This window comes from Streptomyces sp. NPDC046261, from assembly GCF_040646235.1.
Classification (GTDB): domain Bacteria; phylum Actinomycetota; class Actinomycetes; order Streptomycetales; family Streptomycetaceae; genus Streptomyces.
The window spans coordinates 154,161-180,664 of the sequence record NZ_JBEYZU010000012.1; the positions used below are offsets into that span (position 1 = coordinate 154,161).

The 26,504-nt window shown below is 72.5% G+C and carries 18 protein-coding genes, 1 tRNA gene and 2 pseudogenes; 10 read left to right on the forward strand and 11 right to left on the reverse strand.

Annotated features, from left to right (window positions below):
• Positions 1–110 precede the first annotated feature (110 nt).
• Complete coding sequence (locus ABZ956_RS21580; RefSeq protein WP_361895927.1) at positions 111–1,049, forward strand: LysR family transcriptional regulator; 939 nt, start codon at positions 111–113, stop codon at positions 1,047–1,049.
• Between the two features lie 9 nt (positions 1,050–1,058).
• On the opposite strand, the gene ABZ956_RS21585 is transcribed toward ABZ956_RS21580, so the two are convergent.
• Together ABZ956_RS21585 and ABZ956_RS21590 are read right to left on the reverse strand one after the other, a co-directional pair.
• The gene (locus ABZ956_RS21585) at positions 1,059–1,883 is read right to left on the reverse strand and encodes a class I SAM-dependent methyltransferase (protein ID WP_361895930.1); all 825 of its coding nucleotides are present in this window, start codon (positions 1,881–1,883) and stop codon (positions 1,059–1,061) included.
• Positions 1,884–2,099: 216 nt separating this feature from the next.
• A complete protein-coding gene (locus ABZ956_RS21590; protein ID WP_361895933.1) occupies positions 2,100–3,194 on the reverse strand; it encodes an ABC transporter permease in 1,095 nt (364 codons plus the stop codon).
• Between the two features lie 187 nt (positions 3,195–3,381).
• Here ABZ956_RS21590 and ABZ956_RS21595 point away from each other — a divergent pair, with 187 nt between their 5' ends.
• From ABZ956_RS21595 to ABZ956_RS21610, 4 genes are read left to right on the forward strand one after another with little or no spacing between them, the layout of a single operon-like run.
• Positions 3,382–4,278 (forward strand): SigB/SigF/SigG family RNA polymerase sigma factor, encoded by an 897-nt coding sequence (locus ABZ956_RS21595; RefSeq protein WP_361895936.1) that lies wholly within the window; start codon positions 3,382–3,384, stop codon positions 4,276–4,278.
• 2 nt (positions 4,279–4,280) lie between these two features.
• Positions 4,281–4,592 (forward strand): STAS domain-containing protein, encoded by a 312-nt coding sequence (locus ABZ956_RS21600; RefSeq protein ID WP_361895939.1) that lies wholly within the window; start codon positions 4,281–4,283, stop codon positions 4,590–4,592.
• On the forward strand, positions 4,589–5,521 hold the full coding sequence (locus tag ABZ956_RS21605; RefSeq protein WP_361895942.1) for an anti-sigma factor RsbA family regulatory protein: 933 nt from the start codon (positions 4,589–4,591) through the stop codon (positions 5,519–5,521). The genes ABZ956_RS21600 and ABZ956_RS21605 overlap by 4 nt, the downstream gene beginning before the upstream one ends.
• A 25-nt stretch (positions 5,522–5,546) precedes the next feature.
• Entirely contained in the window at positions 5,547–5,981 is a 435-nt protein-coding gene (locus tag ABZ956_RS21610; RefSeq protein ID WP_361895945.1) for an SRPBCC family protein, read from the forward strand.
• A gap of 111 nt (positions 5,982–6,092) precedes the next feature.
• On the opposite strand, the gene ABZ956_RS21615 is transcribed toward ABZ956_RS21610, so the two are convergent.
• The 3 genes and pseudogenes from ABZ956_RS21615 to ABZ956_RS21625 all read right to left on the reverse strand — a co-directional run.
• Complete coding sequence (locus ABZ956_RS21615) at positions 6,093–8,492, reverse strand: phosphotransferase (protein WP_361895948.1); 2,400 nt, start codon at positions 8,490–8,492, stop codon at positions 6,093–6,095.
• On the reverse strand, positions 8,489–9,457 hold the full coding sequence (locus ABZ956_RS21620) for an MFS transporter (protein ID WP_361895951.1): 969 nt from the start codon (positions 9,455–9,457) through the stop codon (positions 8,489–8,491). Before ABZ956_RS21620 ends, ABZ956_RS21615 begins: the two co-directional genes overlap by 4 nt.
• Positions 9,340–9,825, reverse strand: a pseudogene (locus ABZ956_RS21625) (MFS transporter); the annotation flags it as partial. The gene ABZ956_RS21620 and the pseudogene ABZ956_RS21625, both read right to left, overlap by 118 nt.
• Before the next feature lie 90 nt (positions 9,826–9,915).
• Between ABZ956_RS21625 and ABZ956_RS21630 the strand changes: the two are divergent.
• Positions 9,916–10,533, forward strand: a complete 618-nt coding sequence (locus tag ABZ956_RS21630; RefSeq protein WP_361895954.1) for a nucleoside deaminase — start codon at positions 9,916–9,918, stop codon at positions 10,531–10,533.
• Here the strand turns inward: ABZ956_RS21630 and ABZ956_RS21635 are convergent.
• Entirely contained in the window at positions 10,523–11,404 is an 882-nt protein-coding gene (locus ABZ956_RS21635) for a GNAT family N-acetyltransferase (protein ID WP_361895957.1), read from the reverse strand. The genes ABZ956_RS21630 and ABZ956_RS21635 overlap by 11 nt on opposite strands.
• 170 nt (positions 11,405–11,574) lie before the next feature.
• Between ABZ956_RS21635 and ABZ956_RS21640 the strand changes: the two genes are divergently transcribed.
• Positions 11,575–12,492, forward strand: coding sequence for a squalene/phytoene synthase family protein (locus ABZ956_RS21640; protein ID WP_361895960.1), 918 nt, complete (start codon positions 11,575–11,577; stop codon positions 12,490–12,492).
• Between the two features lie 30 nt (positions 12,493–12,522).
• Here ABZ956_RS21640 and ABZ956_RS21645 read toward each other — a convergent pair whose 3' ends face one another.
• Positions 12,523–20,067: an SDR family NAD(P)-dependent oxidoreductase gene (locus ABZ956_RS21645; protein WP_361895963.1), complete on the reverse strand. Its 7,545-nt coding sequence runs from the start codon at positions 20,065–20,067 to the stop codon at positions 12,523–12,525.
• A 162-nt stretch (positions 20,068–20,229) separates the two neighbouring features.
• Positions 20,230–21,441 (reverse strand): cytochrome P450, encoded by a 1,212-nt coding sequence (locus ABZ956_RS21650; protein WP_361895966.1) that lies wholly within the window; start codon positions 21,439–21,441, stop codon positions 20,230–20,232.
• A gap of 113 nt (positions 21,442–21,554) precedes the next feature.
• On the opposite strand from ABZ956_RS21650, the gene ABZ956_RS21655 reads away from it, so the two are divergent.
• Positions 21,555–22,193: a maleylpyruvate isomerase N-terminal domain-containing protein gene (locus tag ABZ956_RS21655; protein WP_361895969.1), complete on the forward strand. Its 639-nt coding sequence runs from the start codon at positions 21,555–21,557 to the stop codon at positions 22,191–22,193.
• A gap of 85 nt (positions 22,194–22,278) precedes the next feature.
• Here the strand turns inward: ABZ956_RS21655 and ABZ956_RS21660 are convergent.
• Both ABZ956_RS21660 and ABZ956_RS21665 read right to left on the reverse strand, forming a co-directional pair.
• A tRNA-Lys gene (locus ABZ956_RS21660) sits at positions 22,279–22,352 on the reverse strand.
• A gap of 58 nt (positions 22,353–22,410) precedes the next feature.
• Positions 22,411–23,199: an endonuclease/exonuclease/phosphatase family protein gene (locus tag ABZ956_RS21665; protein ID WP_361895972.1), complete on the reverse strand. Its 789-nt coding sequence runs from the start codon at positions 23,197–23,199 to the stop codon at positions 22,411–22,413.
• A 265-nt stretch (positions 23,200–23,464) separates the two neighbouring features.
• Between ABZ956_RS21665 and ABZ956_RS21670 the strand changes: the two genes are divergently transcribed.
• A complete protein-coding gene (locus ABZ956_RS21670; RefSeq protein WP_361895975.1) occupies positions 23,465–24,586 on the forward strand; it encodes a PP2C family protein-serine/threonine phosphatase in 1,122 nt (373 codons plus the stop codon).
• A 238-nt stretch (positions 24,587–24,824) separates the two neighbouring features.
• Complete coding sequence (locus tag ABZ956_RS21675) at positions 24,825–26,276, forward strand: MFS transporter (RefSeq protein ID WP_361895978.1); 1,452 nt, start codon at positions 24,825–24,827, stop codon at positions 26,274–26,276.
• 78 nt (positions 26,277–26,354) lie between these two features.
• Here the strand turns inward: ABZ956_RS21675 and ABZ956_RS21680 are convergent.
• Positions 26,355–26,504, reverse strand: a pseudogene (locus tag ABZ956_RS21680) (lytic transglycosylase); the annotation flags it as partial.

A 26,504-nucleotide genomic window follows, 5' to 3' on the forward strand; every position in this document is an offset into this window, starting at 1 on the left:
CCCGGGGCGCGCGGCGGGAACAACGGCCGGTCTCTCATCCTTCAATGAGTCAGATTCATTGATCCATTTCAGAGCACCCGGGGCGCCGGGAGAGGGCGGGCACAGCGACGGTGAACGGTCTGGACATCCGTGAACTGGAGTGTTTCCTCGTACTGACCGAGGAGCTGCATTTCGGGCGGACCGGGGAACGGCTCTATGTCAGCCAGAGCCGGGTCAGCCAATTGCTGCGGTCGCTGGAGGGCCGGATCGGGGCCCGGCTGGTCGAGCGCACCAGCCGCCGGGTGCGGCTCACACCGCTGGGCGAAGAGTTCCTGGCCGGGCTCCGGCCCGCGTACGACGGCCTGCACGCGGTCGTGGACGCGACGCGCTCCGCCGCCCGCGCGGTCGAGGGTTCGCTGCGGCTGGGCTTTCAGGGAACGGCCAACGACCAGATGATGCGGGCGGTGACCCGCTTTCAGAAGCAGCATCCCGGTTGCGTCGCAGAGATGATCGAGGTGCCGTTGTCCGACCCCTTCGGTGCCCTGCGGAGAGGGGAAGCGGATCTGGCCGTGGTCCTGGCGCCGGTCATGGAGAGCGACCTGGTGGTGGGGGCGGTCTTCTCGCGGCAGCCGCAGACGCTGGCGGTCTCGGTGCGTCATCCCCTGGCCGCACGCGCCCGCGTCGGGGCGGAGGAGCTGGCCGGGTGCGCGTTGATCGGTGTGCGGGGACCGGCGCCCGCCTACTGGCGTGATGCCATGGCGCCCTCCGTCACCCCCGGAGGGCGTCCGATACCGGCGGGCCCCCTCGCCGGCACGCTTCAGGAGGGCCTCACCCTGGCCGCGGCGGACCGGGGCGCGATGCTGCTGTGCCGGCCGACCGCGGAGTATCACGGGCGCAGCGCGCTGGCCTACGTCCCGGTCACCGGCCTCCCGGACTCCGAGCTCGCCCTCGTCTGGCGGCGCGACCACGAGACCGCCCGCGTACGGGCCTTCGCCGAAGCGCTGGCACGGACGGAGGCCCGGACGCGCGAGCACGGCGGCGACGGGGCGGTGGGGACCTCAGCCGGATGACGGCCCCGGCTACGGGCGCTCAGCCCGTGCAGGGGGCTCGGCGGATCCGGCGGATGCGCGGGAGAGGGTGACCCGTACGAAGGCCGGCAGGGCCCGGTCCACCACGGGGAGGCGGTAGCCGTAGCGCAGGAGGGCCGCCAGCGGGTCCCGGACCCGGTCCGGTCCGACGTGGCGTGCGTCGTGCACTCCCGGATGGCGGTCGCGCAGGCGGCTCACGTCGTGCGGCGCGATGCTGAAGCTCATGGGCGGGAAGCGGTAGGGGCCGATGCGCATCAGTCCGCGGCGGCTGAGAGCCGTCAGCCAACCGGGCAGTCCGTCGAAGGCGAGGGTGGCGCCCGGGAACCGGGCGGCGCAGGCGCCGATCAGCCCGTCCATCTCCTCCGGCCCGAGGTACGAGGACAGTCCCTGGGCCAGCAGGAGCACCCGGCCTCCGTCGGGGTCGGCCTTCTCCATCCAGCGGGGGTCGAGCGCCGAGCAGGCCGCGGACTGCCGGCGGTTCCCGGGCGGGAGCACCGATCGCCGCAAGGCGATCACCTCGGGCAGGTCGACCGTCAGCCACCGCACGCGGCCGTTGTCCACCCGCCAGAACTGGGTGTCCAGGCCCTCGCCCAGGGCGACGACAGCGCCCTGCGGGTGCCGGGCGAGGAATCGCCGCACCTCCTGGTCGAAGAACCGGGTGCGCAGGGCCAGATACCGGCAGGCCCACCAGAGGGGGCGGCCGAATGTCTCCTCGAACGGGAACGCGCATCGCCCGATCACCTTCGCGGCCATCGGGTCGGAGACCAGTCGGGGAAAGCGCGCGGCCGCCGCGGCCCGGTAGTACAACGCCCACAAGGCCGTTTCCGGAATTCCCTCCAGAGCGGGTCGTACACGGTGCCCGTTCCCCGGCGGAGGAACGCTCCGGCTCATGAGAACACCCCCTGGGCCGTGAACAAAGCAGCGAAAAACGCCGTGAACAACACCATGCGTCGATACTGTCCCGGCGACCTGCCGGTAAAGCCTGGCGGACTTCCCCGAACTCATGGCCGGGCCGCTGGGGGAACTGCCCTCTCACCCCGCGGGCGCTCCCCCCGGAGCGGTGGTGGGCGGGTCGGGGTCGCGGCCGCCCGGGTGGCGGTGACGCCAGGTCCAGAAGACCGCGCAGGAGACGGCCGCCCACAGGGTGAGCACCACGAAGGGGAAGAGGTGCTGGTGCTCGCCGAAGTAGACGGCCGTGTGCTGGGCGTTGACCGAGGCGCCCGGGGGCAGCCAGCGGCCGATCGAACCGAGCAGCGAGGGCAGCAGGGGCCAGGAGACGGCCCCGCCGGAGGAGGGGTTGCCCAGCAGGACCATCAGGCCCCACGTGGGGAGCATCGCCCAGCGTCCGATCAGGGCGTTGAACATGGAGAAGACCATGCCCGACGTGAACATGGTCAGCGCCAGGATCAGCCATGACTCGGCGAAGGGCAGCCGCAGCGCGCCCAGTCCCCAGTCCACGACAGCGGCGATGGTGAAGCCGCCCAGCAGCGCGTAGCAGACGGTGAAGGCGATGCGCTCGGCCGGGTTGAGCGCGGAGGCGTGCACGCTCAGCTGGATCGCGCCGACGAAGCCGAGGATCACCGCGGCGAGCGTGATGTAGAAGAGCGCGAGCCCGCGCGGGTCACCCTTTTGGAGCGGGTTGATGTCCTTCACGGTCACCGGCACCCCGATGGCCTTGCCGACCCGGGGCGCGGTCTCGGAGAGCAGTTGCGCGACGGTGGCGCCGGACGCGCCGGAGACGTCCAGTTCGGCTTCGGCGGCGCCGGGGCGTTCCTGGAGGATGGCGTAGACCTTCTGTTCCTCCACCGCGTTCCTGGCGTCCTCGTAGGTGGCGTAGTGGTGCAGTGTGAGCTCGGCGCCCAGCGCCTTCTCCATGCCCTGGACGAATTCGGCCCGCTTGACCTCGGACGCGGGCACGCCCGTGACGGCGGTGGGGACGCTGTGGGGTGTCGGGTCGGCCATGGCGTACGTGTAGGAGCCGGCGAAGAGGCCGGCGGCCGCGGCCACGATGAAGGTGAGCACGGTGGCCGGGAAGAACGGCGAGTGGCGGAACGCCCGCCGGCGCTCACCCGCGCGATGCCGTCGGACGGCGCCGGCGGGGCCGCCGTCGCCGCTCGTTCCGCCCATGCGGCCACCCTAAGCCGACCTGACGGACATGGCTCGGCCGGTACTGCCGTGCGGGTGCCGCAACGGCCGGGCCGTGACCGGATGTCCACCTTCGCCGGCCCTTCGTCCGGATTTCGGCCACCGAGGCATGGTGAGGCGGGACACGGGCAGAAGCGGCTCTGACAGCCGAGCTAAGGAGGGTGTGCGCGTGACCACCACACATGCGACGCGGTCGGCGGTGGCCGAGGAGAGCGGCACGCAGGTGTGCGGGCCTCGGGCCGGTGATCCGGCGATTTTCGAGGTGGACGATCCGGGCAGCATCGACCCGCGGGACGCCCGGTCCCTGACCAAGGTGTTCCTCGATCGCCTGGAGGTTCTGGAGGAGGGGACGCACGAATACCAGTACGTGCGCAACACCCTCATAGAGATGAACCTTTCCCTGGTCCGCTTCGTGGCCAAGCGCTTCCGGTCGCGAGCGGAGCAGATGGAGGACATCGTCCAGGTCGGCACCATCGGTCTCATCAAGGCGATCGACCGCTTCGACCTCACGCGCGAGGTGGAGTTCACCACGTTCGCCATCCCCTACGTCACCGGCGAGATCAAGCGCTTCTTCCGGGACACCAGCTGGGCCGTCCACGTGCCCCGCCGGCTGCAGGAGCTGCGGGTGGAGCTGGCGAAGGCGACGGACGAGCTCTCCAGCCGGCTCGGCCGCGCCCCCGGCGTCAAGGAGCTGGCCGAGGTGATGGACCTCTCCGAGGACGAGGTCATCGAGGCCCAGATCGCCAGCAACGGCTACCGCGCCAACTCCCTCGACATGCCCACCGACGACGACGCCCCGCAGCGCGGCCGCGCGGCCTCCCGGCCCTGGGCCGACCGCATCGGCACCACGGACGAGAACCTGGAGAAGGTCGAGAACCTCCACGTCCTCAAGCGGCTGCTGCCCGGCCTCGACGAGCGGGAGCGGCGGATACTGCGGCTGCGCTTCGGCGAGGAGATGACCCAGACCCAGATCGGGGCGGAGCTCGGCATCTCCCAGATGCACGTCTCCCGGCTGCTCAGCCGTACGCTCGCCCGACTGCGCACGCACCTGCTCGCCGAGCAGTGACCATGACCCGGGCGGCTCTGGACGTCAGCCCGCTCGTGGGGCGACCGGGCCTGCGGCTGGCGGGGGAAGTCAGCCTGAGCACGCACACCACATGGGAGGGCGCGCTGGAATCGCTGCCGGCCATGGGCCGTCTCCCCTGCCTGGAGCTGGCCGCCGTCACCTTCGTCGACGTCGCCGGCACCGCCGCGCTGGCGCTCACGGCCCAGCGGCTCGGGAACGGCCGGCGGATCATCGTGGACCGGCCACCGCCCTCACTCCTGCGAACCTTGGAGACGTTCTGGTCCGGCTTGGCAGCGATCGAGGTGACGGGGTGAGGGACGTGACAGCCGGGGACGCGACATTCACCCACCCGGCGCTGTTCTACCGGGACCAGTGCGAGTACGTGTCCGCCAACGTCTCCTTCATCCGCTCCGGGCTCGAGGCCGGGGAGCCGGTCGCGGTCGCCGTCCCCCAGGACAACCTGAAGCTGCTGCGCGGGGAGCTGGGGCAGGACGGCGCGGAGGTGCGGTTCGTCGACATGGAACAGGAAGGCCGCAATCCGGGCCGGATCATCCCCCGCGTGCTGCGGGCCTTCGCCGACGCCCACCCCCACCGCCACGTCCGCCTCGTCGGCGAACCGATCTGGGCCGGCCGCTCCCCCACCGAGTATCCCGCGTGCGCCCAGCACGAGGCCCTGATCAACCACGCCTTCGCCGGACGCCGCGTCACCGTCCTGTGCCCGTACGACGCCGCCCGGCTCGCGCCCGAGGTGCTGGCGGACGCGCACGCCACCCACCCCGTCGTCATCAGCGACGGGCTGGAGCTGTCCAGCGGCTCCTACGCCCCGGACCACGTCATCGCCGCCTACAACCAGCCGCTGCCGCGCCCGCCCGGAGCCTTCGCCTTCACCTTCGACAGCTCGTTGCTTCCCGACGCCCGGCACCTCCTCCTCGAGCGGGCCGTCGCGCTGGGCCTGCCGCCCGGGCGCCACGACGACCTCGCGCTGGCCGTCGCCGAGCTCACCACCAACAGCGTCGTGCACGGCGGTGGCTCGGGCACGGCACGGATCTGGGCCGAGGGCGACCACCTGGTGTGGGAGGTCGAGGACGGCGGGCACATCGGCGACCCGCTGGCGGGCCGCTGCCCGCCCCCGCCCGACCGCCCGGGAGGCCGCGGCCTGCTGCTCGTCCACTACGTCAGCGACCTCGTCCGCACCCACACGGTGCCGGGCGGCACGACCACGCGCTGCTATCTGCGGCGCTGACCGCCGCCCCGCATACGATGCCGGTATGAGGCCCTTCCTGGTCCGGTACCGCTCCCGGCTGCCCGTCGGCGAGGCGTGGCGTCGCCTGACGGACTGGGAACGGCACGCGGCGCACGTCCCCCTGACGAGCGTCGTCGTGACGACGCCGCCGCCGACGGGGGTGGGGACCCGGTTCGTGGCACGGACCGGGCTGGGGCCCGCATCCGTCGACGATGTGATGGAGGTCGTCCGCTGGCAGCCGCCCTCCGACGGCGCCGCCGGCCTGTGCCGCCTGCAGAAGCGGGGCACGGCGATCACCGGCTGGGCCGAGCTGGAGGTGGGCGCGCACGAGACGGGTTCGTGGGTCGTCTGGCGCGAGGCACTGCACGTGACGGGGCTGCCGCGGTGGTGCGACGCCCTGACGAACCGGGCCGGCCACCGGGTCTTCGGCCGCGTGGTGCGGGGCCTGCTGGAGGACTGACCCCCGGACGGCGACCGTTCGGCAGGGAGATTCACCGGGCCTGCGCGGGCGGAGCCGGCCGGCGGGCGGCACCTGCCGTCTCCTGGTGTGCCACCGCCGCGGGGCCGCGCATCAGTTCCCGTCGGCTGCTTCAGCGAGATCGATCAAGGCCCAGAGGTTCCGCCACCACTGCTCGAGAAAGCCGTAGTGGCGAACGGTGTGTGCCACGAAGTAGAGCCCGAAGCGGTTGACCGCCAGGTCCCTGAGGGCGAGGCGGTACCCGGATTCCCACTGGGTCCTGTCGATGGCGGTCCGGGCATGGGTCTCGAGCGACTTGCGGTGGATTTCCGAAAGCTCCCCGACCACCGTGGCATTGATGTCGGCGGGTTCCATGGCGGTGCAGAGCAGCTCCGCCAGATCGTGCTGGGGAATGTGCAGGGTGGCGAGCTCCCAGTCGTAGGCGCAGAGCCGGCCGTCCGCCCGGATGGCGAGGTTGCGTGGATTGAAGTCGTTGTGCACGAGGGTCCTTGGCATCGCCTCGATCCGCGGCCACCAGCGGTCGATGGTCCCGATGCACGACATCAGCCGATCGTGGTGGCGTTTGTCGACGAGCTCGGGGAACTCCCCCGCCGCGTGGTCGGCCAGGGCCAGCCACAGGTCCCTCATCTCCACCATGTCCGCGGCATGGGGAACGTGCCCGATCCACGGCATCCGGCGGAGCGCCGATTCCTTGCCGTACCAGATGGAGTGGAGTTGCCCGAGGTCGCGCAGGGCGATGCCGAGGTGCCGGCGTGACCATCCGCGTGCGTGGTCCGACGTGTCCATCCGCTCCATGTCGCCGAGGCACTCCATCACGATGACATACGCCTCCCTCCGGTCATCGCGATAGGTGCGGTACTTCTTCGGCACCAGCCTGGTGAATCGGGTGTCGGTCTGCTCGTACAGGGCCAGTTCCCGTACGTCGCATCCCACGAAGCCGAGGCGCTGCTCGAATCTGCGGTAGTGGGTCGCCACCGGACCGCCGCAGAGGGCGGCTGCCATTCCGGCCATCTTGATGACCTCCCGGTCGGTGGGCTTGATCTTCACCATGACGTCGAGCTTCTGCTCCACGTCGTCGTGGTCGACCCTCAGCTGCATCGGAAAGAGTCCGACGGCCTTCTTCACCGTCCTCGACGTCAGCTCCGACAGGACGCTGGGCCCCATGGGAATGTGGACGGTTTCGACGCCGGTGACCTTGACGCCCGGCATTTCGGAGTGACCCAGCGCCGATTCGAAGAACTGGGCGTCGAGCTCGTCCAGCTGGAACCAGCGGACCGGCCTGTTGCGCCCGAGGCGTTCATGGGCGCTGGCGAACTGTCCGGAGACGGCTGCCGAGACCGTCGAGAGGTCCAGGGCCAGTGCGAAACCGGCAATGATTTCCGCCAGCCGGGCCGCGCTTCCCGGGCCCGTGCAGCCCATCGTTTCCAGGAGTTCGTGCTGGGTGGGGAGGTGGGTGCCGCCGCCGACCGTGCCGACTGCCAGTCCGGGGAGCGTCATGCTCGCATAGACGCCGTCCGGCGTCCGTTCCAGGATGAACTGCCCCACGCTCGACTCGTGAACACAGGCGATGTCCTGACCCGTCGCGGTGAAAATCGCTGCCACCATGTTGGCGGTATTCGCGTTCGAACCCAGCACTCCGCTGTGCACGGCCCCGGCCGCGATGTGCTGATAGCCCCTGACCAGCTCGTCAGGGGTCGTCTTCAGGACCCGCTCGACAACGCCTTGCGGAAGGACGCAGTCAGCGGACACCCTGATGCCGCGACCCTCCGCCATGACCTGGGACGACGCCTTCTTGTCGCCAGAGGTGTTCCCCTCGATGATGAAGGACTCGAGTTCCTCGTCCCCGACCAGGTGCGGCTGCCGCAGAATCCACTGACAAGCGTGCCACGTGCAGGCAGTGGTCATGTTCTGCCCGGCCGCGTCCCCGGTGGTGTACCTGAAACTCAGGTGAACGGTCCGGCCCAGCACCACCGGTTCGATCGAGACGAGCTCGGCATGGCGGGAGACCTCCCGGACAGCCGTGCGGAGGTCGTCGAGGTGCTGGACGATCGCCGAGGCGAAGCGGCCGGCGGCCGACAGCCGGGAAAAGGCGAAAACGGGTGCACGCGTCATCACCTGTGAGACAGCGCGGGTGCTGACGCCGCCTGCCATGGTGACGGCCAGGGCTCCCCGCGTCGCCGAAGACACGAGGGCGCCCTCTGTGGTCGCCATGGGGGCATAGATCTCACCCTGGACGTTCTCCCCGCACAACAACAGGGGCCCGGCCACGCCGACGGGGATCTCCACGGCACCGACGAATCCCTCGATGTTCCCGGTGAGTTTGCCGGCGTCGAGCTGTGTGTGCTGCAAGGAGTCCAGCCCATGCCGGGTGATGGAGCGAAACCAGCCGAGCCGCTGGAGGCGTGCCGACTCCGTGTAGATTCCCCTGGCGGGAACGTACCGTCCGGCGGCGCGCGATGGACGGGACTGGCCCGGAATTCCTCCAGGGCTCATGCGGCACCACTTTCTTTTCGCGGGCACACGCCTGCCCGAGGGGCTTTTTCCGGGGCGGCGGTGCCCTGGGGCACGCCGGGGAACGAGGAAGATCGCAGTACGAGGAAGGGGACGGCCAGGGCGAGGGTGCCGACGGCCAGGCCGTTCCACAGCCCGAGCCAGGTCCCGACGGCGCCGGCGAGGAGGGCGGCCACCGGCTGGGAGCCGTAGACGACCCAGCGGCTCGTGGCGAGCATGCGGCCCTGCAACGCGGGGTCACAGACGGCCTGACGGACGGTGCGCTGGGTGGCGCCCTGGACGACGGCACACCCCACCTGGACGAACATCCCCACCCCGACGGCCACCTGCCAGGGGCGACCGGGCTCCGCGAGCAGGAGAGGCACCTCGGTGAACGGGGCCAGGGCCAGGGTGGTGAGCATGACGCGCACCGGTCCGTACCGCGCGACCACCGGGCGGACGGCGAGCGCGCCGCAGAACCCGCCGAGCGCGGCCACGCTCAGCGTCGTGCCCAGTGCCGCACTGGAATAGTGCAGCTGGCGCAGCACGTAGACGGACCACAGCGTGCTGAGGAAGGCCATGACGGCGACGTACGCCGTGGCCGCGAGCACCAACGGCCGGATCACGGGATGGGACCACACATAGCGCATTCCCTCGGCCATCTCGGCCCGGAAACTCGTGCTCTTCCTGGGCCAGGACGCGGCCGGTTCGGGGGTGCGGATGCGAGCGAGGAGCAGCGCGCAGAGCAGGTAGGAAGCGACGTCCAGGCAGATGGCGTAGGCGGCACCGAGAACGGTGACCAGGGCGCCGCCGAGCTGGGCACCGGCACTGTCGGCCAGGAATTGACGCCGCCGAGCTTGGAGTTGGCCTCCAGCAGTCGCGAACGGGGCAACAGCGAGGGAAGGAAGCTGATACGAGCGGTGGAGCCGAACACCTCCGCGACCGCGCTCACCAGCGCCACCCCGCACAGCACCCCCAGGGACAGCCGGCCCATGGCATCGCCGAGCGGAACGACAAGCAACGCGGCACCGCTGACCAGCGCCGCGCCCACCATCACGGGACGCTTGCGGTACCGGTCCGCCAGCGCCCCGGCCGGAAGCGACACCAGCAGGGGCGGAAGCTTCTGGGCGAACGACAACAGCGCGACCTCCCAGACGGAGGCATCCAGCGCCACCACCGCGACCAGCGGAAGCGCCACCTGTGTGACGCCGCTGCCCACGAGGTCGACGGCGTTCGCGCTCCAATACCGGACGAAGCCCGGATGCCGCCAGAGGCTGCCGTCCGACGTGGCGTCGCTCCCCGCACCTCGCTCCCCACCACATCGTCGTACCGTCATACCTACGACAACGATCACCACAAGAAAGGGTTCGCGCCTACCTGGGGCGCCTGCTTGACCACGACCTCGCACAGGCCCTAGAACGGACCGATGTCCTCACGAGCCCCATCGCGACGGCGTTTCCTGTGCGCGGCCGCCACGGCCGCCCCTCTCTCACTGGGCGGCGCGCTGCCGCGGGCTCACGCCCACGGCCGGGCGGACGCCGACTGGACCGGCGAGTGGCCGCCGTCGCTGCGGGCCGCGGTCCTCAAGGCGATGCCCGTCGCGGTCCGTCATGCCCGGGCCTCGGCGAAGTGGCCTTTCGGGGCGGTGCTGGTGGACGCGGCCGACGGGGACGTGGTCGCCGGGGCCGGCAACACCTCGGAGAGCGGCGACCCCACCGCGCACGCGGAGGTGAACGTGTTGCGCTCGGCCGCGTCCGGCGGCCTGCACCTTCCCGGGCACGTCCTGGTCTCCACGGCCGAGCCCTGTCCGATGTGCGCGGGCGCCCTCCTGTGGGGCGGGGTGCGCGCGGTCGCGTACGGCACCTCGATCGCCAAGCTCGTCGCCTGGGGCCTTCCACAGATCGAGGTCCCTCTCACCGAGGTCGTCCGCGCGTCGGTGGGGCTGCCGCGTCCTTCCGTGGCCCGCGACGTGCGCGCGGAGATCACCGACCCGCTCTACCGTGACCTCGCCCGGACGACACGGCCTGCGGGCCTCACAGGGTGAGCTGATACCGCAGCACCTTGTGTGTGGGTGTGTATCCGAGGCCGTCGTTGATGCGCCTCATGAACGTGTTGCTGTCGGCGGTGTCGGTCAGCAGGCCGGCGAGGTCCGGGTGGTCCTCGCGCGCCCGCCGGATCGACTCGGCCTTCATCCACCGGCCCAGGCCGTGTCCGCGGTGCCCGGGCAGGACGGCGGTGCCGTAGTGCTGGGCGTCGCCCTTGCCGTCGCCGGGCACGACCAGTTCCGTGAAACCGACGACCGATCCGTCCCGCTCGTCCACCGCGACCACGGTGTGGAGCAGCTCGCCCCGCTCCTCGACCGCCCGCGCCGCCTCGCGGACCCGGTCCACGTCCCAGGTGACCGTGGCGTGGTCGGTGTCGTCCATCGGCATGTCGTCCATGGCGCGGCGCGAGGCCGCGAACGTCGCGGCGAGGTCGTCGGGGACGGTCCCGTGCCATGACGTCAGCCGGTAGCCGGGGTGGTGGCGGCCGACAATCCCGGCGAGAGCCGTGGTGTCCACCGCGTCCAGGGCCAGCCGGGCGTAGGTCAGCGTGAGGACCTTCCGGAAGCCCCGGGCCGCCAGGAAGCGGTCCCCTGGGGAGCCCGCCTGGGCCTGGGCGACGACATAGCGCCTGCCGTCCTCCCGTGCGGCGGCCACCACGGCGTCGAGCAGGCGCGAGCCGGTGCCCTGGCGGCGCTCCGCGGGGTGGACCGCGAGCGTCAGTTCGGCCAGGTGGTCGCGGCCGGCGTCGGTGAACAGGCGCAGAAAGGCCGAGCCGACAGGGATGCCGTCGGCGTCGGACGCCAGCCAGGCCGGGCGACGGCCCGACAGGACGCGGCCGGAACAGGTCAGTGGCGTGATGCGGATCGACAAGGTGTCTGAAGTCTCCGTCAAGAGGAAGCGGAAGCGGTGAACAGCGTCGACGGTCCGTTGCGGACCGGCCGAACGTAACGCGCTGCCGGAGCACCCGCAACGGAAATACCTGACGGGCAGGGCGGATAGGCTCGGCCCTCTCATCACCACTCGCGGGGAGACGCACCGACATGCACGCGTGGGACAGGACCCTCACCCTGGCCGGCATCCACGACAAGCGCCTGCGCGCCGACTACACCCGCCAGCGTGCCCTGGTCTCCGCCTACCGGCGCCACGCTTACGTCGCCGTCCGCCTGTTGCTGCCGCCGGCGCTCGTTCCGCATGTCATCGCCGCCACCGCGTTCATGCACCACACCGACACGCTCCTCGACGAGGGCGGCGGGCCCGCGAACGGTGCCGGTGGCGGTGACGCCTACGCGGCGTGGGAGAAGGAGGTCCGCGACGGTCTGGCCACCGGGCAGAGCGGCCATCCGGTGCTCCGTCCGCTGCTGCACACCGCCTCCCGCCACCCTCGTCTGCGCGACCATGTCCAGGAGTTCCTGGCGGGGGCGCCCCTGGACCGGGACTTCACCGGCTTCACCGACGAGGCGGAGTACGGGCGTTACGTCGACGCCTACTCGCTGCCGGCGTTCATGCTCATCGCCTGCCTGCTGCTGGATCCGGCCGCCGACGCCGGCACCACCCGCGAGCTCTGCCGCGCCTACATCGACGGCAGCCAGCGCCTCGACTTCGTCAACGACCTCGCCGAGGACCTGCGTGAGGGGCGGCTCACGCTCACCGCGCAGGCCCTGGAGCGGCACGGCGTCCGCCGTGCGGACCTCGAGCGTGGGCGGGAGACCGCGGCCGTACGCGCCCTGCTCACCGATCTCCTGGGCCGGGCCCGCCGTGACCTGCTGGCCAGCCGGCGCTTGCCGGGCCTCGCGCCGGCGCCCCACCGGGCGTTCATCCGGGCGGTGATCGCGCTGGAGGTGCTCACCGCGGACGCGGCCATGGCCCGGGGCACCGGGCTGCTGCGCGGTGCGGCGCGCCCGTCCGTGCCGGGCGCGCTGCGGGTTCTGGCGCGCGAGTACGTCCGGCGCGGCCGCTGAGGCGGCACCGCGGCCCGGCGTCGCGGGGGGTCAATTCGGGGGGACGGGCGCTTCGTCGGTGCGCCGGGTGGTGAGGTGGGGCAGGAGGATCTCGCTGATGCCCCGGACGGAGCCGTCGCTGTGCAGCAGTTGCATGACGGGCACGTCGCACTGGAACTGCTTGCGGAGTGTCGCCAGAAGCTCCATGGCCATCAGGGAGTCCATGCCGTAGTCCTTGAGGTTCGCGGCGGGGTCCAGCTGATCGGCGGGCATGCGCAGGATGTCGGCGATGACCGAGGTCAGGGCCTTCTCCAGGAGATCGAGTGCCTCCTGCGGGGAGGCGGCGGCGAGGTGGGCCAGCAGTTCCTCCAGCCGGTAGTCGGTTCCCATGAGCGGCGGGGGGACGATCGCGGCGAAGCGGGGGCCTGTGAGCGATGGGACGATCATCGCCATCCGTGCCCAGTCGAAGCGGCCGTAGGCGGTGACATCGGTGCCGTGGGCGTGGAAGCGGTCGAGTGCGGTGCACGCCTCGTGCGGGGTGACGGGGGTCAGGCCGGCCGCGGCGAGGGAGGAGGTCAGGCCCTCGCGTACCACGTAGCCGGTTTCCGCGATCGCGCCCCAGGCGACCGCCAGGCCGGGCTCCCCGTCGTGGCGGCGCCGGCGGGTGAGGGCTTCGAGGAAGAGGTTGGCCGCCGCGTAGTTCGCCTGCTTGATGTTGCCGGTCCATGCGGCGACCGACGAATAGAGCGTGAGGGCGGTGTCGCGGTGGCGGGTGAGCTGGTCCAGGACCATGGCGCCGGCCATCTTCGGTGCGAGGACGGCACGCAGGTGTTCGTCGTCCAGGTCGGTCAGCTCCCGGTCTTCCAGGTGCAGGGCGGCGTGGACGACGCCGCGCGGCGGATGCCCGCCGGCGTCGATCTGCCGCAGCAGGCTCCGCATGGCGTCGGCGTCCGTGACGTCGGCGGCGTGCACGGTCACCGAGGCGCCGCGGGCGGCGAGCCGGGACAGGACCTCCGGCGCCTCGGGCGTGTCGACGCCACGGCGGCCGACGAGTGCCAGGTGCCGGGCGCCGCGTTCGGCGAGGTGGACGGCGGTGCGCGCGCCGAGCCCGCTGAGCCCGCCGACCACCACGTACGTGCCGTCGGCGTCGACGGGCGGCGGGGCGGGGAAGGTCCGCACGGGTACCGGTTCGTCGAAGGACAGGAGGACTTTGCCGATGTGCTTGGAGTGCTGCAGCAGCCGGAGGGCCTCTTCCACGCGGTGGGCGGGGTACACCTGGTGCGGCAGGGGCCGGTAGCGGGCGACGCGGAGGCGTTCGGCCACCGTGTCCAGCGCGGTCGAGACGGCGTCGGGTTCGACGAAGGTCATGCGGGCGAGATCGACCACGTGCAGGGAGGCGTTGCCGGCGAGGGGCCGCAGCAGGGCGCGGCTGTTGGCGTAGAGGTCCCGCTTGCCCAGCTCCACGAACCGTCCGCCGTGCGCGAGGACCTCCATGCTGCGGGCGGCCGCCTCCCCGCTGAGGGAGTTCAGTACGACGTCCACGCCCCTGCCGCCGGTCAGCTCCCGCACCCGGTCGGCGAAGGCCAGGGACCGGGAGTCCAGGACGTGGTCGACGCCGAGCGCCGTGAGCAGGTCGCGCTTCGCGGGCGAGCCGGCGGTGGCGATCACCTTCGCGCCGATGTGCTGGGCGTACTGCAGGGCGGCCAGGCCGACGGCGCCCGCGCCGCCGTGCACGAGCAGGGTCTCCCCCGGGCGCATGCGTGCCAGTTCCTCGAGGCTGTGCTGGACGGTGAGGAAGGCGACCGGCACCGTGGCCGCTTCGGTGAAGGTCATCGTGGCCGGCATCAGGCGTACCTGGGAGGCGCGGGTGCGCGCGTACCTGGCGCACGAGTGCATCATGCCGAAGACGCGGTCGCCCGCCTGGAGGCCGGTGACGCCCGGTCCGACGGCGGTGATCACGCCGGCGCCCTCCAGGCCGATGTACTCCTCGGAGGAGACGCCGTCCTCGGCGACCGGGGGCAGCAGGCCGGTGACGACCATGACGTCCCGGTAGTTCAGGGCGGCGGCCCGCACACAGACGACCACCTCGCCCTCCCCGGGCACGGGGGTGGGCTGTTCCTCCCAGGCGAGCCGGTAGCCCAGTCCGGGCCGGTCGATCGTGAGCCGGTGGTTGCGGCCGGCGGCGCCGACGCCCGGCTCGCAGGGGTGCGGGGCCGGTACCACGCGGGGCACGAACCGGTCGGCGGTGGTGAGGACGACCTCGTCCTCGTCCGTCACGGTGGCCGGCCGCAGTTCCTCCAGCAGCCGTGCGGCGTCGGCGTCGGGTTCGGTGCCGCGGTCGAAGGAGACGCGCTTGACGCGAAGGGACGGCAGCTCGGCCGCCAGGCTGCGGGTCGCTCCCCAGGCGGCCGCCTGGCCGGGGACGGCGGGCCGTTCGGGAGCGGGCAGGGCGCCGGTGGGGTGGCACACCAGGACCAGGGCGCGCAGCGCCTGGTCGGCGTCCTGGGCGCGGTGCGCGCGGGCGATCGCGCGCAAGGTGGCGAGCCGCTGTACCGCGAGGTCCACCGCGAGGTGCGGGGCGTCGGCCGCGGCGTGGTCGGGGCGCTCGTTGAGCAGGTAGACGACGCCGGCGGGCCCGGTGCCGTCCGGGCGGAGGTTGCTGCCGTCGTGGTGCACCGCGTCCACGGTCAGGGTGCGTACGTGGGGGCTGCCCGCCGCGGTGAGCCGGGCGGTGAGCGCGCGGACCAGTGCGTCCTCGGAGTCGTCGTCGGTGACGAGCACCCAGGACAGCGGCTCGGAGCCGGCCGTATCGGCTTCGGCCGCAGCTTCTCCGTCGGCCTGCGGTAGGGGCCGGTTGGCGGACCGTACGGTACTCGCGTCGTGCCTGCGGGCCAGCAGCACGGAGAACTGCTCGGACAGCGGTGACTGCGGCACCCCGGTCTGTACGACGTCCCCGAACCCGTGACCGGCCAGCAGCGTCGGCCACCGGTCGCGTGCCAGGAGCACGGAGCCGGGGCGCAGATGGGTGTCGTCGGTCTGCCAGAAGCTGTCCAGCATGCCGAAGACACACACCAGCAGTTCCGGAGAATGGGCCTCCAGGGCGAGCAGGTGCCCGTGCGGGGCCGTCAGGGTCGCCAGGCGCCGCAGACAGCCGCCGATGTCCTTGGCCGCGTGGAGGGAGAATCCGGCCACGGTCACGTCGAAGCTCTCGGGGTCGTAGCCCTGTGCGAGGGGGTCGGCGTCGAGGTCGAGCGTGCGGTAGTCGACGAAGTCGTAGCCGGCGAAACGTGCCTGGGCGGCCGGGAAGTAGGCGGGCGAGACGTCGGAGAAGACGTACCGCGTGCGTTCGGCGGGCAGCAGGGGCAGCAGCCAGGCGGTGAGTCCGCCGGTGCCGGCCCCGACCTCCAGCACCCGCAGGGCCCGGTCGGCCGGCCACGAGGCAAGCAGCTGCCTCAACAGGGCCCGCCCGATCCGGTTGTGGAGGGCGGTGGTGGGGTCGATGTCGTAGAACTGGCTGATCAGTTCGGGGCCGCTGTCGAGGAAGAGCGACTCCATGGGGTCCCGCCGGCCCCTCACGACGTCCGGCATGGAGAGGATGGTGCGGGCGAAGAGCAGGCCGGTCGCGTGCCGTTCGGGGGCGGCGAGCATCAGTTCCCGCATCGCCCCGGCACGCTCGGCGGCGCTGCCCACCTGGATGGTCCGTGCTTCGCGGTTCAGGGCGCCGTGGCGCTCGGCCATGTCCAGCAGCAGGCTCAGGGGGGCGCGGAAGCGCGGGAGCACACCGGCCGGCAGGACGCCGGCGCATACGTCGGCGGGATCGGGGAGCAGGCTGTCGAGCAGGTCGACCGCGCCTTCCGCGATCAGTCGCTGGATCTCCCCCGTCTGCCGGGCGTACCGCTCGGGGGACATGCCTGCGGTGATGGCGTCGATCTCCGGCTGGGCCGCCTCAAGGACGGTCACGGGCGCGGGGAGGGGCGAGGGGGCGACGGGCCGGCCGGGCAGCGGGGCGGCGCGCAGGACCGTCGTGTACTGGCCCAGGTCGTCGATGAGGTTCACCTCGATCCGCTGCAGGCGGCACTCGTCCATCTCGACGGCGACGGCCCCGTCCTCGCCCATGATCGTGACGTCCCAGACGATCTCCCGCCGGGTGCGTGAGCGCAGCCGCACGTGCACCCACCCGGTGGGCGGGGCGGTGCGCCAGACCCGTACGCGGCCGATCGCGGCGGGCAGGTAGAGGGTGTCCACGTCGGTGAGAAGCGCCACGCACGGGTGCAAGGCGCAGTCGAGCAGGGGCGGGAAGACGACGTAACCGCCGTATCCGTCGTCCGGTGGTGTGCACTGGTAGGAGGCCAGTACCTGTCCGTCGCCGACGTAGAGGTCGCGCAGTGAGCGGAAGGCGGGGCCGTAGCGCAGGCCGGCGAGGGCCGCCGTGTCGTAGAGCCGCTGGACGTCGCGCTGTTCGGGCGCGTGCTCCCGCAGTGCCGTGAGGTCGGCGTCCGGTGGGGGTGTGGTGGTGGCGAGGCGGCGGGCCCGGCCGCGTGCGTGCAGGCGCCAGCTGCCGGTGTCGCCGGTGCGGCTGGCGACGCGCCAGATGCCGTCCTCGTCGCAGAGGGAGGTCTGCAGCCGGATGTCCATGGCCGCGTCCCAGGGCAGTGGGAGTCCGCGGGGGATGTGGATGGTGTCCAGTTCGACGGGTGCGTCGAAGACCTCGCGTCCGGCGGCGAGGGCCATCTCCACGTATCCGACGGCCGGCATCACCACGGCCCCGGCGACGTCGTGGTCCCCGAGCCAGGGGGTGCGGGTGCGCTCCACCGTGGCGTGCCAGATCGGCTCGAGGGCGGGAAGCCGTTCGCCGAGCAGGGGGTGGACGAGGATGCCGTCGCCACTGGTGCGGACCCAGTGTTCGGGGGTGCCGTGCCAGTGGCGTTCGCGCTGCCAGGGGTAGGCGGGCAGGGCCCGTACCCGGCCGGGGGCCGGGAACCAGGGGTCCGTGCCGTCGTCCGGCCGCCGGGGGCCGCCGGCCAGCAGCCGGGCCGCCGCCCGCCGCACCCCTTCCGCCCCGGGGGCGTCCGGGGTCATGGCCGGTGTGACGAGGAAGGGCGTGTGCGGCCCTTCGGCGGCGAGCCGGGACAGCGCGCCGCGCAGGACCGGCCGGGGCCCGATCTCGACGATCGCGGCCAGCCCGTCGGCGGCGAGGGCGCGGACGGCGTCGGCGAAGCGGACGGGGTGGCGGACGTTGCGCCACCAGTAGTCGGTGTCCAGCTCGCCGGGGCCGACCGGCCGGCCGGTGACGGTGGAGTACATCGGGACGCGGGGGGCCGCGGGGGCGAGGCCGGTGACCGTCCGGCGCAGCTCCTCCTCGATGCCGTCCATGACGGCGCTGTGGAAGGGGTGGTCGATGTCCAGTTCCTGGAAGGGCACGTCCCGTTCGGCCAGGGTTCGGCAGAAGGCGCGCAGGGCGTGGGTGTCCCCGGAGACGGTGACGTCCTGGGCGCTGTTGACCGCCGCGATCTCCAGCCGTCCCTGGAAGGGGGCGAGCGCGTGGCAGGCGGCTTCCTCGCCGAGGGCGACGACGGCCATGCGGCCTAGGCCCGCGGTGCCGGCCTGGGCCCGGCTGCGCCCGGCGACCGCCCGTGCGGCGGCGGGCAGGTCGAGGGCTCCGCAGAGGTGGGCGGCGGCGAGTTCGCCGCTGCTGTGGCCCAGTACGGCGCCCGGCCGTACATGGTAGGCGGCGAGCTGGGCGGCCAGGCCCAGTTGGAGGGCGAAGAGGGCGGGCTGGGCATGGAGGGTGTCCGCCATCGGCCGCTCGGGGGTCTCGCCCTCCCGGGGCGCCGGGCGGGCGAGGAGTTCGGCGACGGACCAGCCGAGCAGGGGCGTCAGGTGGGCGTCCGCTTCTTCGACGGCGGTGCGGAACGCGGGGGCGTCGGCCATCAGGTCAGCCGCCATGCCGTCCCACTGGCTGCCGTTGCCGCAGAACGCGAAGGCCACCGCGCCCGCGCCCACGGGCGGGGTGTCGGCGGCACGCAACGCCCCCTCGTCGTCGGCCAGTTCGGCAAGCCGCCGGGCCGCGTCCTGGGCGCTGTCGGCGAGGACGGCCAGGCGGTGCGGGTGGCGGGCCCGGCGCCGGGTCGCGGTCCAGCACAGGTCGCGGAAGCCGTCCTCGTCGGCGGCGGCCAGGCGCGCGGCCATGGCGGCGGCGGCCTCGCCCAGCGCCCGCGGGGTACGGGCGGAGACGAGCACGGGCAGCGGGCCGTCCGGGCTCTTCGCCGTGGCGGGTGGTGGGGGCGGCGGGGCGAGGACGGCGTGGGCGTTGGCGCCGCCGAAGCCGAAGCTGTTCACGCCGACGAAGCCCGGGAGACGGCCGGCCACCGGCCGGGCCTCGGTCACCGGGTCGAGATTGAGGGCCGCGAAGTCGATGGCCGGGTTGGGCGGTTCGGCGTGCAGGCTCGCCGGGATGTGTCCGTCGCGCAGGACCACGATGCCCTTGAGCAGCCCGGTCACCCCCGAGGCGGGCTCGCCGTGGCCGAGGTTCGTCTTCACCGACCCGATCGGCAGGGGCCCCCGGGTGCGGCGCGTGCCCAGGGCCCGGCCGATCGCCTCGCACTCGGGCGGATCACCGACCGGGGTGCCGGTGCCGTGGGCCTCGAAGTACAGCAGGTCGTCGGCGTCGATCCCGGCGCGCCCGTACACCTCTTCCAGCAGGGCCTGCTGGGCCCGTGCGCTCGGCACGGCCAGGCCGGGGGTCAGACCGTCGCAGTTGACGCCGCTCGCCACGATGAGCGCGTGGACGCGGTCGCCGTCCGCCAGTGCGTCGGCCAGCGGCTTGAGCAGCACCACGGCTCCGCCTTCGGAGCGTACGTAGCCGTCCGCTTCCGCCGAGAACGTCGCGCACCGCCCGCGCGGCGAGAGCATCATGGCGCGCGAGAACCCGATGAACGCCTGCGGGCCCAGCAGCAGGTTGACGCCGCCGACGACCGCCGCCCCGCTGCGCCGCGAGCGCAGCGTCTCGCATGCCTGGTGCAGCGCGACCAGCGAGGAGGAGCAGGCGGTGTCCACCGCCATGCTCGGGCCCCGCAGGTCGAAGGTGCGCGAGAGGCGGTTGGCGGTGAGCGAGAGGGCGCTGCCGCTCATGGTGTGGGCGGCGACCTCCTCCAGGCGGGTCATCTGCAGCCCGCCGTAGGACATGTCGGACACCCCGACGAACACGGCCGTGTCCGAACCGGCCAGTTCTCGCGGGTCGATGGCCGCGTCGTCGAACGCCTCCGTCGTCAGCTCCAGCAGCAGCCGCTGCTGCGGGTCGAGGTGCCTGGCCTCGCGCGGGGACATGCCGAAGTACGCCGCGTCGAAGCCGGCGACGTCGGTCAGATAGCCGCCGGCGAAGGTGTAGCTCTTGCCCGGCCGCTGCGGGTCGGGGTCCTGGAAACGCGCGGCGTCGAAGCGGCCCCCGGGCGGACCGGGGCTGATCAGGTCGCGGCCCTCGGCCAGGGCCGCCCCCATGCCCTCCAGGTCGGCGATGCCGCCGGGAAGCCGGCACGCCGCCCCGACCACCGCGATCGCGTCCCCCGACAGTGCGTTCCACCGACCGGCATCCACCACGAGGCCCCCCGCCACAGCTACGCCACGGCCACACCAAAGGGTTGAATGCCCATCATCACGGCGGATATCCGAAAATCGACGTCACCCACACCAGTGAAGTGGCACGCCGGGACGACGCCCGGCCGGGCCATGCCCCGACGAGGGGCCCGGCAAAACGGCCGGTCAGCACTCGACGAGCAGTTCCCGCAGCCCCCGGATCACGAAGCCGGGCTTCCACCGCGGCTCGCTCACGAGCCGCAGTCCCGGTGCCCGTCGGAGCAACTCGCCGCAGGAGGCGGCGAGTTCGAGCCGCGCCAGGGGGGCGCCCAGGCAGTAGTGGATGCCGGCGCCGAGGCTGAGGTGGGGGTTGTCGGCGCGCGTCACGTCGAAGCGGTCGGGATCGGGGAAGCGGGCGGGGTCCCGGTTGGCGCAGCCGAAGAGGAGGGCGACCTCGCTGCCGCGCGGGATGACGGTGCCGGCGACCTCGATGTCGTCGAGCACCCAGCGCTCGAAGAGCTGCAACGGCGTGTCGTACCGCAGCAGTTCCTCGACCGCCCGCGGCAGCAGGCCGTGGTCGGCGCGCAGGGCGGCGAGCTGCGCGGGGTTGCGGAAGAGGGCCCACCAGCCGTTGCCGGTGGCGTTGACGGTGGCCTCGTGGCCGGCGTTCAGGAGCAGCACGCAGGTGGAGATCATCTCCTGCCCGGTGAGCCGGTCCCCCTCCTCGTGCGCGGCGATCAGCGCGCTGATCAGGTCGTCACCGGGGTGCGCGCGGCGGTCGGCGATCAGCTCCCGCAGGTACGCGGAGAAGTCGACCGAGGCCCGCACCGCGCGCCGTGCCGTCTCCTCGCCGGGGTTCAGCTCGTACATGCCGCAGATGTCCGCGGACCAGGGGCGCAGCAGCGCGCGGTCGGCGGTGGGGATGCCGAGCATCTCGGCGATGACGGCCACCGGCAGCGGTTCGGCGACCGCGGCGATCAGGTCCCCGCCGCCCTCGGCGACGAGGCCGTCCACCAGTTCGCGGGCCAGCCGCCGGACGGTCGGGGCGAGGGCCTCGATCATGCGCGGGGTGAACGCCTTCGCCACCAGGCGGCGGATCCTGGTGTGGTCGGGGGCCTCCAGGTCGAGCAGGCCGTTGCCGTTGAGGACGTGGAACGGCTCGTGCGCGGCCGGCGGCGGAGTGCGGCCGAACTCCTCATGGGTGAAGCGGTGCAGATACGTACGGCCCAGGCGCCGGTCGCACAGCAGGGCCCGTACGTCGGCGTGGTGCGGCACCAGCCACTGGCGGCTGGGCGCGAACCAGTGGACGCGTCCCGCGGCGCGCAGCCGCGCGTAACCGGGATAGGGGTCGGCGACGAAACCAGGGGACCACGGATCGAAGTCGCGGCTCGCGTCCATGCGCGCATGCTAGCTCGCGCCGGCCCCGTCGATACCGATCGTTCCCGGCCGGTACGGTGCCAGGAACCGGCGTCGCGGGGCAGCGGCACCGGCGAGGCGCGAGGAGGGGCCGGATGACCAGGATCAGGGACGATTTCCTCGGCACGGCCCGGGCGGCCGTCGGTCTGCTGCGGGAACCGGCGGTCGGTGCCGCCTGGGGTGGGGCGAGCGCGTTGCCCCGGTTCACCGTGGGTGGTCTCGCCGGTCATCTGGCCTATCAGGTCCTGGCCGTGCCGCGGGCCCTGGCCGGGCCGGCGCCGCGGGAGCCGGTCGTCTCCCTCCTCGAACACTACGAACGGGTCGAGTGGATCGGCGCCGGCATCGACGACGACATCAACGTCCGAATCCGCCGCGGCGGAGAGGAGGCCGCGGCCGAGGGGCCGGTGGCGCTGGCGGAACAGGTCGAGGCGGCCATCGGTGAACTGGCGCGGACATTGCCGGCGGTGGGCGCGAGGGCCGTGCGCATTCCGTTGTGGGGGGCGTGGTCGTTGTCGCTCGACGATCTGCTGACGACGCGGATGATGGAACTCGCCGTCCACTGCGACGACCTGGCGGTCAGCGTCGGCGTCGCGACGCCGGAGCTGCCGCCCGGCTCCGTCGACGCGGTGGTCGTCCTGCTCGCGCGCCTGGCCGTGCGCCGCCACGGCCCGACCGGCGTCCTACGGGCCCTCAGCCGCGCCGAGCGCGCCCCCGCCACCATCACCGCCTTCTGACCCCCGCGCGCCCCGTCGGCTCCGCGCCGGCGCCACCTCGGGCACGACGAAGGCCCCCACCTGTGGTGGGGGCCTTCGTTCTCTGTGCGCCACCAGGGACTCGAACCCCGGACCTGCTGATTAAGAGTCAGCCGCTCTAACCAACTGAGCTAGCGGCGCGAAATGAATATTACCTGACGAGTGGCCATGCTCAGAACCCGGGGTCGCAGATCGGCCGTCACAGCTCGACGAGGGCCTGGACCGGCAGGTGGTCGCTGGGGAACTTCCCGTTCTCGGAGAAGGTGTCGATCTCCGCCCGCCAGGTGCGGACCGAGGGGGAGGTGAGGATCCAGTCGATGCGGTCACCGTCGGGCACCAGGGGGCGGTAGCCGTGGAACGTGGCGTACTGGGGGCCGCGCTCGGCAGCGGAGTCCCAGGTGTCGACCAGTGCGCCCTTGGTCAGCATGGTGGTGTAGACGGGGTTGCGGTGGGCCGGGACGTTGAAGTCGCCGGTGACGACGCGGGGCAGGGCCGGGTCGGGCCCCAGCCGAGTCGTGATCAGCTCCGCGGAGCGTTCCCGAGCGTACTGGTGGACGTGGTCGAGGTGGGTGTTGAGCATGTGGAACCGCTTGCCGGTGCGCCGGTCGGCGAACCGGATCCAGGTGGCCATGCGCACGACGACGTTGCCCCAGGTCGCCGACCCGATCAGGGACGGGGTGTCGGACAGCCAGAAGTGGTCGTACTCCTCGGGGACCAGCCGCGTGATGTCGTAGAAGACGGCGGTGAATTCGTCGCGGCTGCCTCCGTGCCGGCCCAGGCCGAGCCAGGCGTAGCGGGGGCCGAGGTCGTGCGCGATGTCGCGCAGTTGCCCGTAGAGGCCCTCCTGCGTCCCCAGGAGCTGGGGTGCCTGCCGGTGGAGCAGGCGGCGCATGACCGGGCGCCGCTCCGACCAGGGGTGCGGCCCCGTCTCGGAGGCGAAGCGCAGGTTGAACGACATGACCCGCAGGCTCCGGGTGTTCGCGGTCATCGCATGCCCTCCGTCGTCGGCTCCGGCCCGCCTCGGCACGGCGTGCGCGACGGCAGGGACCACCACAGGCCCACGGTGGTGGCGCGGCGGCCGGTGCGCAAGAGGTCCGTGCGGTATGGCGCGATGTGGGAGTACGCGGGCCGCCGGGCCCTCAAAGGCCACCGTCGTGGTGGAGTGAGGGGCGGAGGGGCCGGAGGGGTGGGGCACCGGCGGGGTCCGGGCGTGCGTGTGCGGGTGCCGTCGGGCCGGGTGGCAGACTTGCGGCATGCCCTTTCGGCCGCCGACCGTCGTCCGCCATTCCTGGCAGCCGGGCCACGCTCCGGCGCGGGTGGTGATCCCGCTCGGGCTGATCGTCGCGGTCTGCGTCGTCGACATTCTGGCCCCGCCCCACATTCACCTCGGACCTCTGCTGGTGGCCGCGCCCGCGCTGACGGTGGCGTTCGCGGGCGCCCGTCTGACGGCGGCGGTCGGGGCTCTCGCCGTCGTCGGCCAGGTGCTGATCGGCGTCATGAGGGGGGTGCTCACCACCGCCAACATCCACGCGCAGATCGCCGCGCTCGTCTTCGTCTCCGCGCTGTTGGTCGTCTTCTGCCTGGTGCGGGACCGCCGGGAGCGGGAGTTGTACCGGGTGAAGTCGGTCGCCGAAGCCGCGCAGCACGTCCTGCTGCAGCCGCTGCCGCGCCGCAGCGGCCCCTTGCGGATCGCCTGTCTGTATCTGCCCGCCGAGGCCGAGGCGGAAATGGGCGGCGATCTCTACGCCGCGGCCCGCACGGTGGAGGGCAGCACCCGGCTGCTCATCGGTGACGTCCGCGGCAAGGGGCTGAAGGCGATCAGTCACGCCGCCCTGCTGATGGGGGCGTTCCGTGCCGCCGCCCACCGGCAGGCCACGTTGCCGCGGCTCGCCGTCCATCTGGACGGGGCCGTTCGCTGGGACACCGTCCAGTGGCGCGCCGACGCGGGACCGGACGTCACCGAGTCCTTCGCGACCGCCATCCTCCTGGACATCCCGGACCACGAGCCGGCCGTCCACCTGATCTCCTGCGGCCACCCGCCGCCCCTCCTCCTGCGGCGGAACCGCGTCATCACCCTGGAGACCGAGGCGCGTCATCTGCCCGTCGGCCTGGGCGAGCTCGCCGGCAGCGGCGAGTACGAGGTGCAGACGTTCGCGTTCGAGGCGGGCGACGTGCTGCTGCTGTACACCGACGGCGTCATCGAGGCCCGCGACCGCGACGGTGCCTTCTTCCCGCTCGCCGAACGGGCGGCCGCCTGGAACGGCGACAGCCCGGACGAGCTCGTGCGGCAGTTGCGGGAGGACCTGCTGGCCCACGTCCACGGCCATCTGGGGGACGACGCCGCGGTCGTCGCCGTGCACCGCGACGCCTCCTGACCCGCCGCCCGGCCGTCCCGGCGATGACCCGCAGGGTCCGCGGCCTGGCAAAATGAGTGGAGACGGTACCTTTGCCCACGGACCAAAGGTACGGCCGGTTGATCACCGGTCCGTCCCGGCGCCGGAAACGCCGGGGCGCTCCTTCCGGTGGCAGCCCTTCTGCTGCGCTCCGAGAAATCCACCACTGTTCAGCAGAGCAGAGGGCTGTTTTGTCGACCACAAATAAAGACGCCGAGGCATGAACGTTTCTCACTCTGACCACCGCGCCGGGGACCGGACCGCCGGCGCACCCGGCGGCCGCACCACCCGGGTGGGTGTACTGGTCGCCGCGCTCCTCACGGCCTGTATCGCCTTCCAGCTCAACGCGAGCATGCTCAGCCCCGCGCTGAAGAGCATCGAGGACAGCCTCGGTGCCACCTCCGCCGAGATCGGGCTCACGCAGACCGCGTTCTTCACCTCGGCCGCCCTCTTCTCCCTGTTCCTGCCGCGGCTCGGCGACGTCCTCGGGCGCCGCAAGGTGCTGGCCGGGATGCTGGCCCTGATGGCCGTCGGCTGCGTGGTGGCCGCGCTGGCGGAGAGCGTGCCCATGCTGTTCGTCGGCCGCGTCATCCAGGGCGCGTCCGGCCCGACCGTCCCGCTCTGCCTGATCATGCTGCGGGTCGAGGTCACCGAGCCGAAGCGGTACGGCACCCTGCTCGGCGTGATCACCGCCGTCAACGGCGGCATCGCCGGCGTCGACTCCCTCGCGGGCGGATTCCTCGCCGACAACCACGGCTTCCAGGCCGTCTTCTGGGCGATGGCCGCCGTCGCGGTCGTCGCCACCGCCCTGGTCGTCACCCTGACCCCGGAGTCGAAGGTTCCGGCCGCGAACCGGATGGACTGGCCCGGCGTCGGCCTGCTGGTCGTATCGGTCGGCTCGCTGCTCATCGCGCTCAACGAGGCGGGCAAGCTGGGCGCCGCCCGCTGGGGCCTGGTCGCCGGCCTCGTGGCCGTCTCGGCGATCGCCTTCGCGCTGTTCTGGCGCACCGAGGACCGCTCCGCCCACCCCCTGGTCGCCACCCACCACCTCAAGCAGCGCGCGACCTGGGCGACCCTGCTGACCACCGTGCTCACCATGACCGGCGTGTTCGCCGTCATGAACGGGCTGATCCCCACGTTCGCCCAGGACGCCAAGGCGGGCCTCGGCATGAGCGCCGAGGAGTCGGCGTGGTGGACGCTCACGCCGTACGCCCTGGCGGGGCTCGCCATGGGCCCGGTCGCCGGCCGGCTCGCCGCCACCTACGGATACGGCCGCGTCCTGCGGCTGGGGCTCACCGGTTCCGTGGCGTCGGTCGTCCTGATGATCCTCACCCTGCCGTCGCACTCCCGCGCCCTGCTGCTGGTGGCCTCAATCCTCGTGGGCATCACCTACGCGGGCGTGGCGAACATCGTCCTCAACGGACTCGGCATCGTCCTGTCCCCCAGCGAGAACCCGGGCTTCCTGCCGGGCCTGAACGCGGGCGCCTTCAACCTCGGCGCCGGACTGAGCTTCGCCCTGCTCTACGCGGTCAAGACCGCAGTGCTGCCGGGCGACCCGGCCTCGGCCGACGGGTACCTCGCCGGCATGATCGCCGGTGTGGTCATCCTGGCCGCCGCCTTCGCGACCTCGTTCATGATCCCGAAGCCGGTGGCGGCCGAAGCGCACGAGTGAGCCCAGCCGGCATGCGAAAGGGCGGCGGCACCCGGTGTGGGTGCCGCCGCCCTTTCGGCGTTTCGGATGTCTGCCGGCTCAGTAGGCGGAGTTGACGTTGTCCATCGAGCCGTACTTGTCGGCAGCGTAGTTACAGGAAGCAACGATGTTGGCGACCGGGTCGTACGGGTCCCACGAGGTGCCCTCGACATGGAACGCCTTGAACGTCGGGTCGATGATCTGCAGCAG

Coding starts and splice junctions, on each gene's coding strand:
- ABZ956_RS21590 (WP_361895933.1), bottom strand. CDS start 3,194: ATGGGCGGAACGAGCGGCGACGGCGGCCCCGCCGGCGCCGTCCGACGG.
- ABZ956_RS21600 (WP_361895939.1), top strand. CDS start 4,281: ATGACCCGGGCGGCTCTGGACGTCAGCCCGCTCGTGGGGCGACCGGGC.
- ABZ956_RS21610 (WP_361895945.1), top strand. CDS start 5,547: ATGAGGCCCTTCCTGGTCCGGTACCGCTCCCGGCTGCCCGTCGGCGAG.
- ABZ956_RS21615 (WP_361895948.1), bottom strand. CDS start 8,492: ATGAGCCCTGGAGGAATTCCGGGCCAGTCCCGTCCATCGCGCGCCGCC.
- ABZ956_RS21630 (WP_361895954.1), top strand. CDS start 9,916: ATGTCCTCACGAGCCCCATCGCGACGGCGTTTCCTGTGCGCGGCCGCC.
- ABZ956_RS21640 (WP_361895960.1), top strand. CDS start 11,575: ATGCACGCGTGGGACAGGACCCTCACCCTGGCCGGCATCCACGACAAG.
- ABZ956_RS21650 (WP_361895966.1), bottom strand. CDS start 21,441: ATGGACGCGAGCCGCGACTTCGATCCGTGGTCCCCTGGTTTCGTCGCC.
- ABZ956_RS21655 (WP_361895969.1), top strand. CDS start 21,555: ATGACCAGGATCAGGGACGATTTCCTCGGCACGGCCCGGGCGGCCGTC.
- ABZ956_RS21665 (WP_361895972.1), bottom strand. CDS start 23,199: ATGACCGCGAACACCCGGAGCCTGCGGGTCATGTCGTTCAACCTGCGC.
- ABZ956_RS21670 (WP_361895975.1), top strand. CDS start 23,465: ATGCCCTTTCGGCCGCCGACCGTCGTCCGCCATTCCTGGCAGCCGGGC.
- ABZ956_RS21675 (WP_361895978.1), top strand. CDS start 24,825: ATGAACGTTTCTCACTCTGACCACCGCGCCGGGGACCGGACCGCCGGC.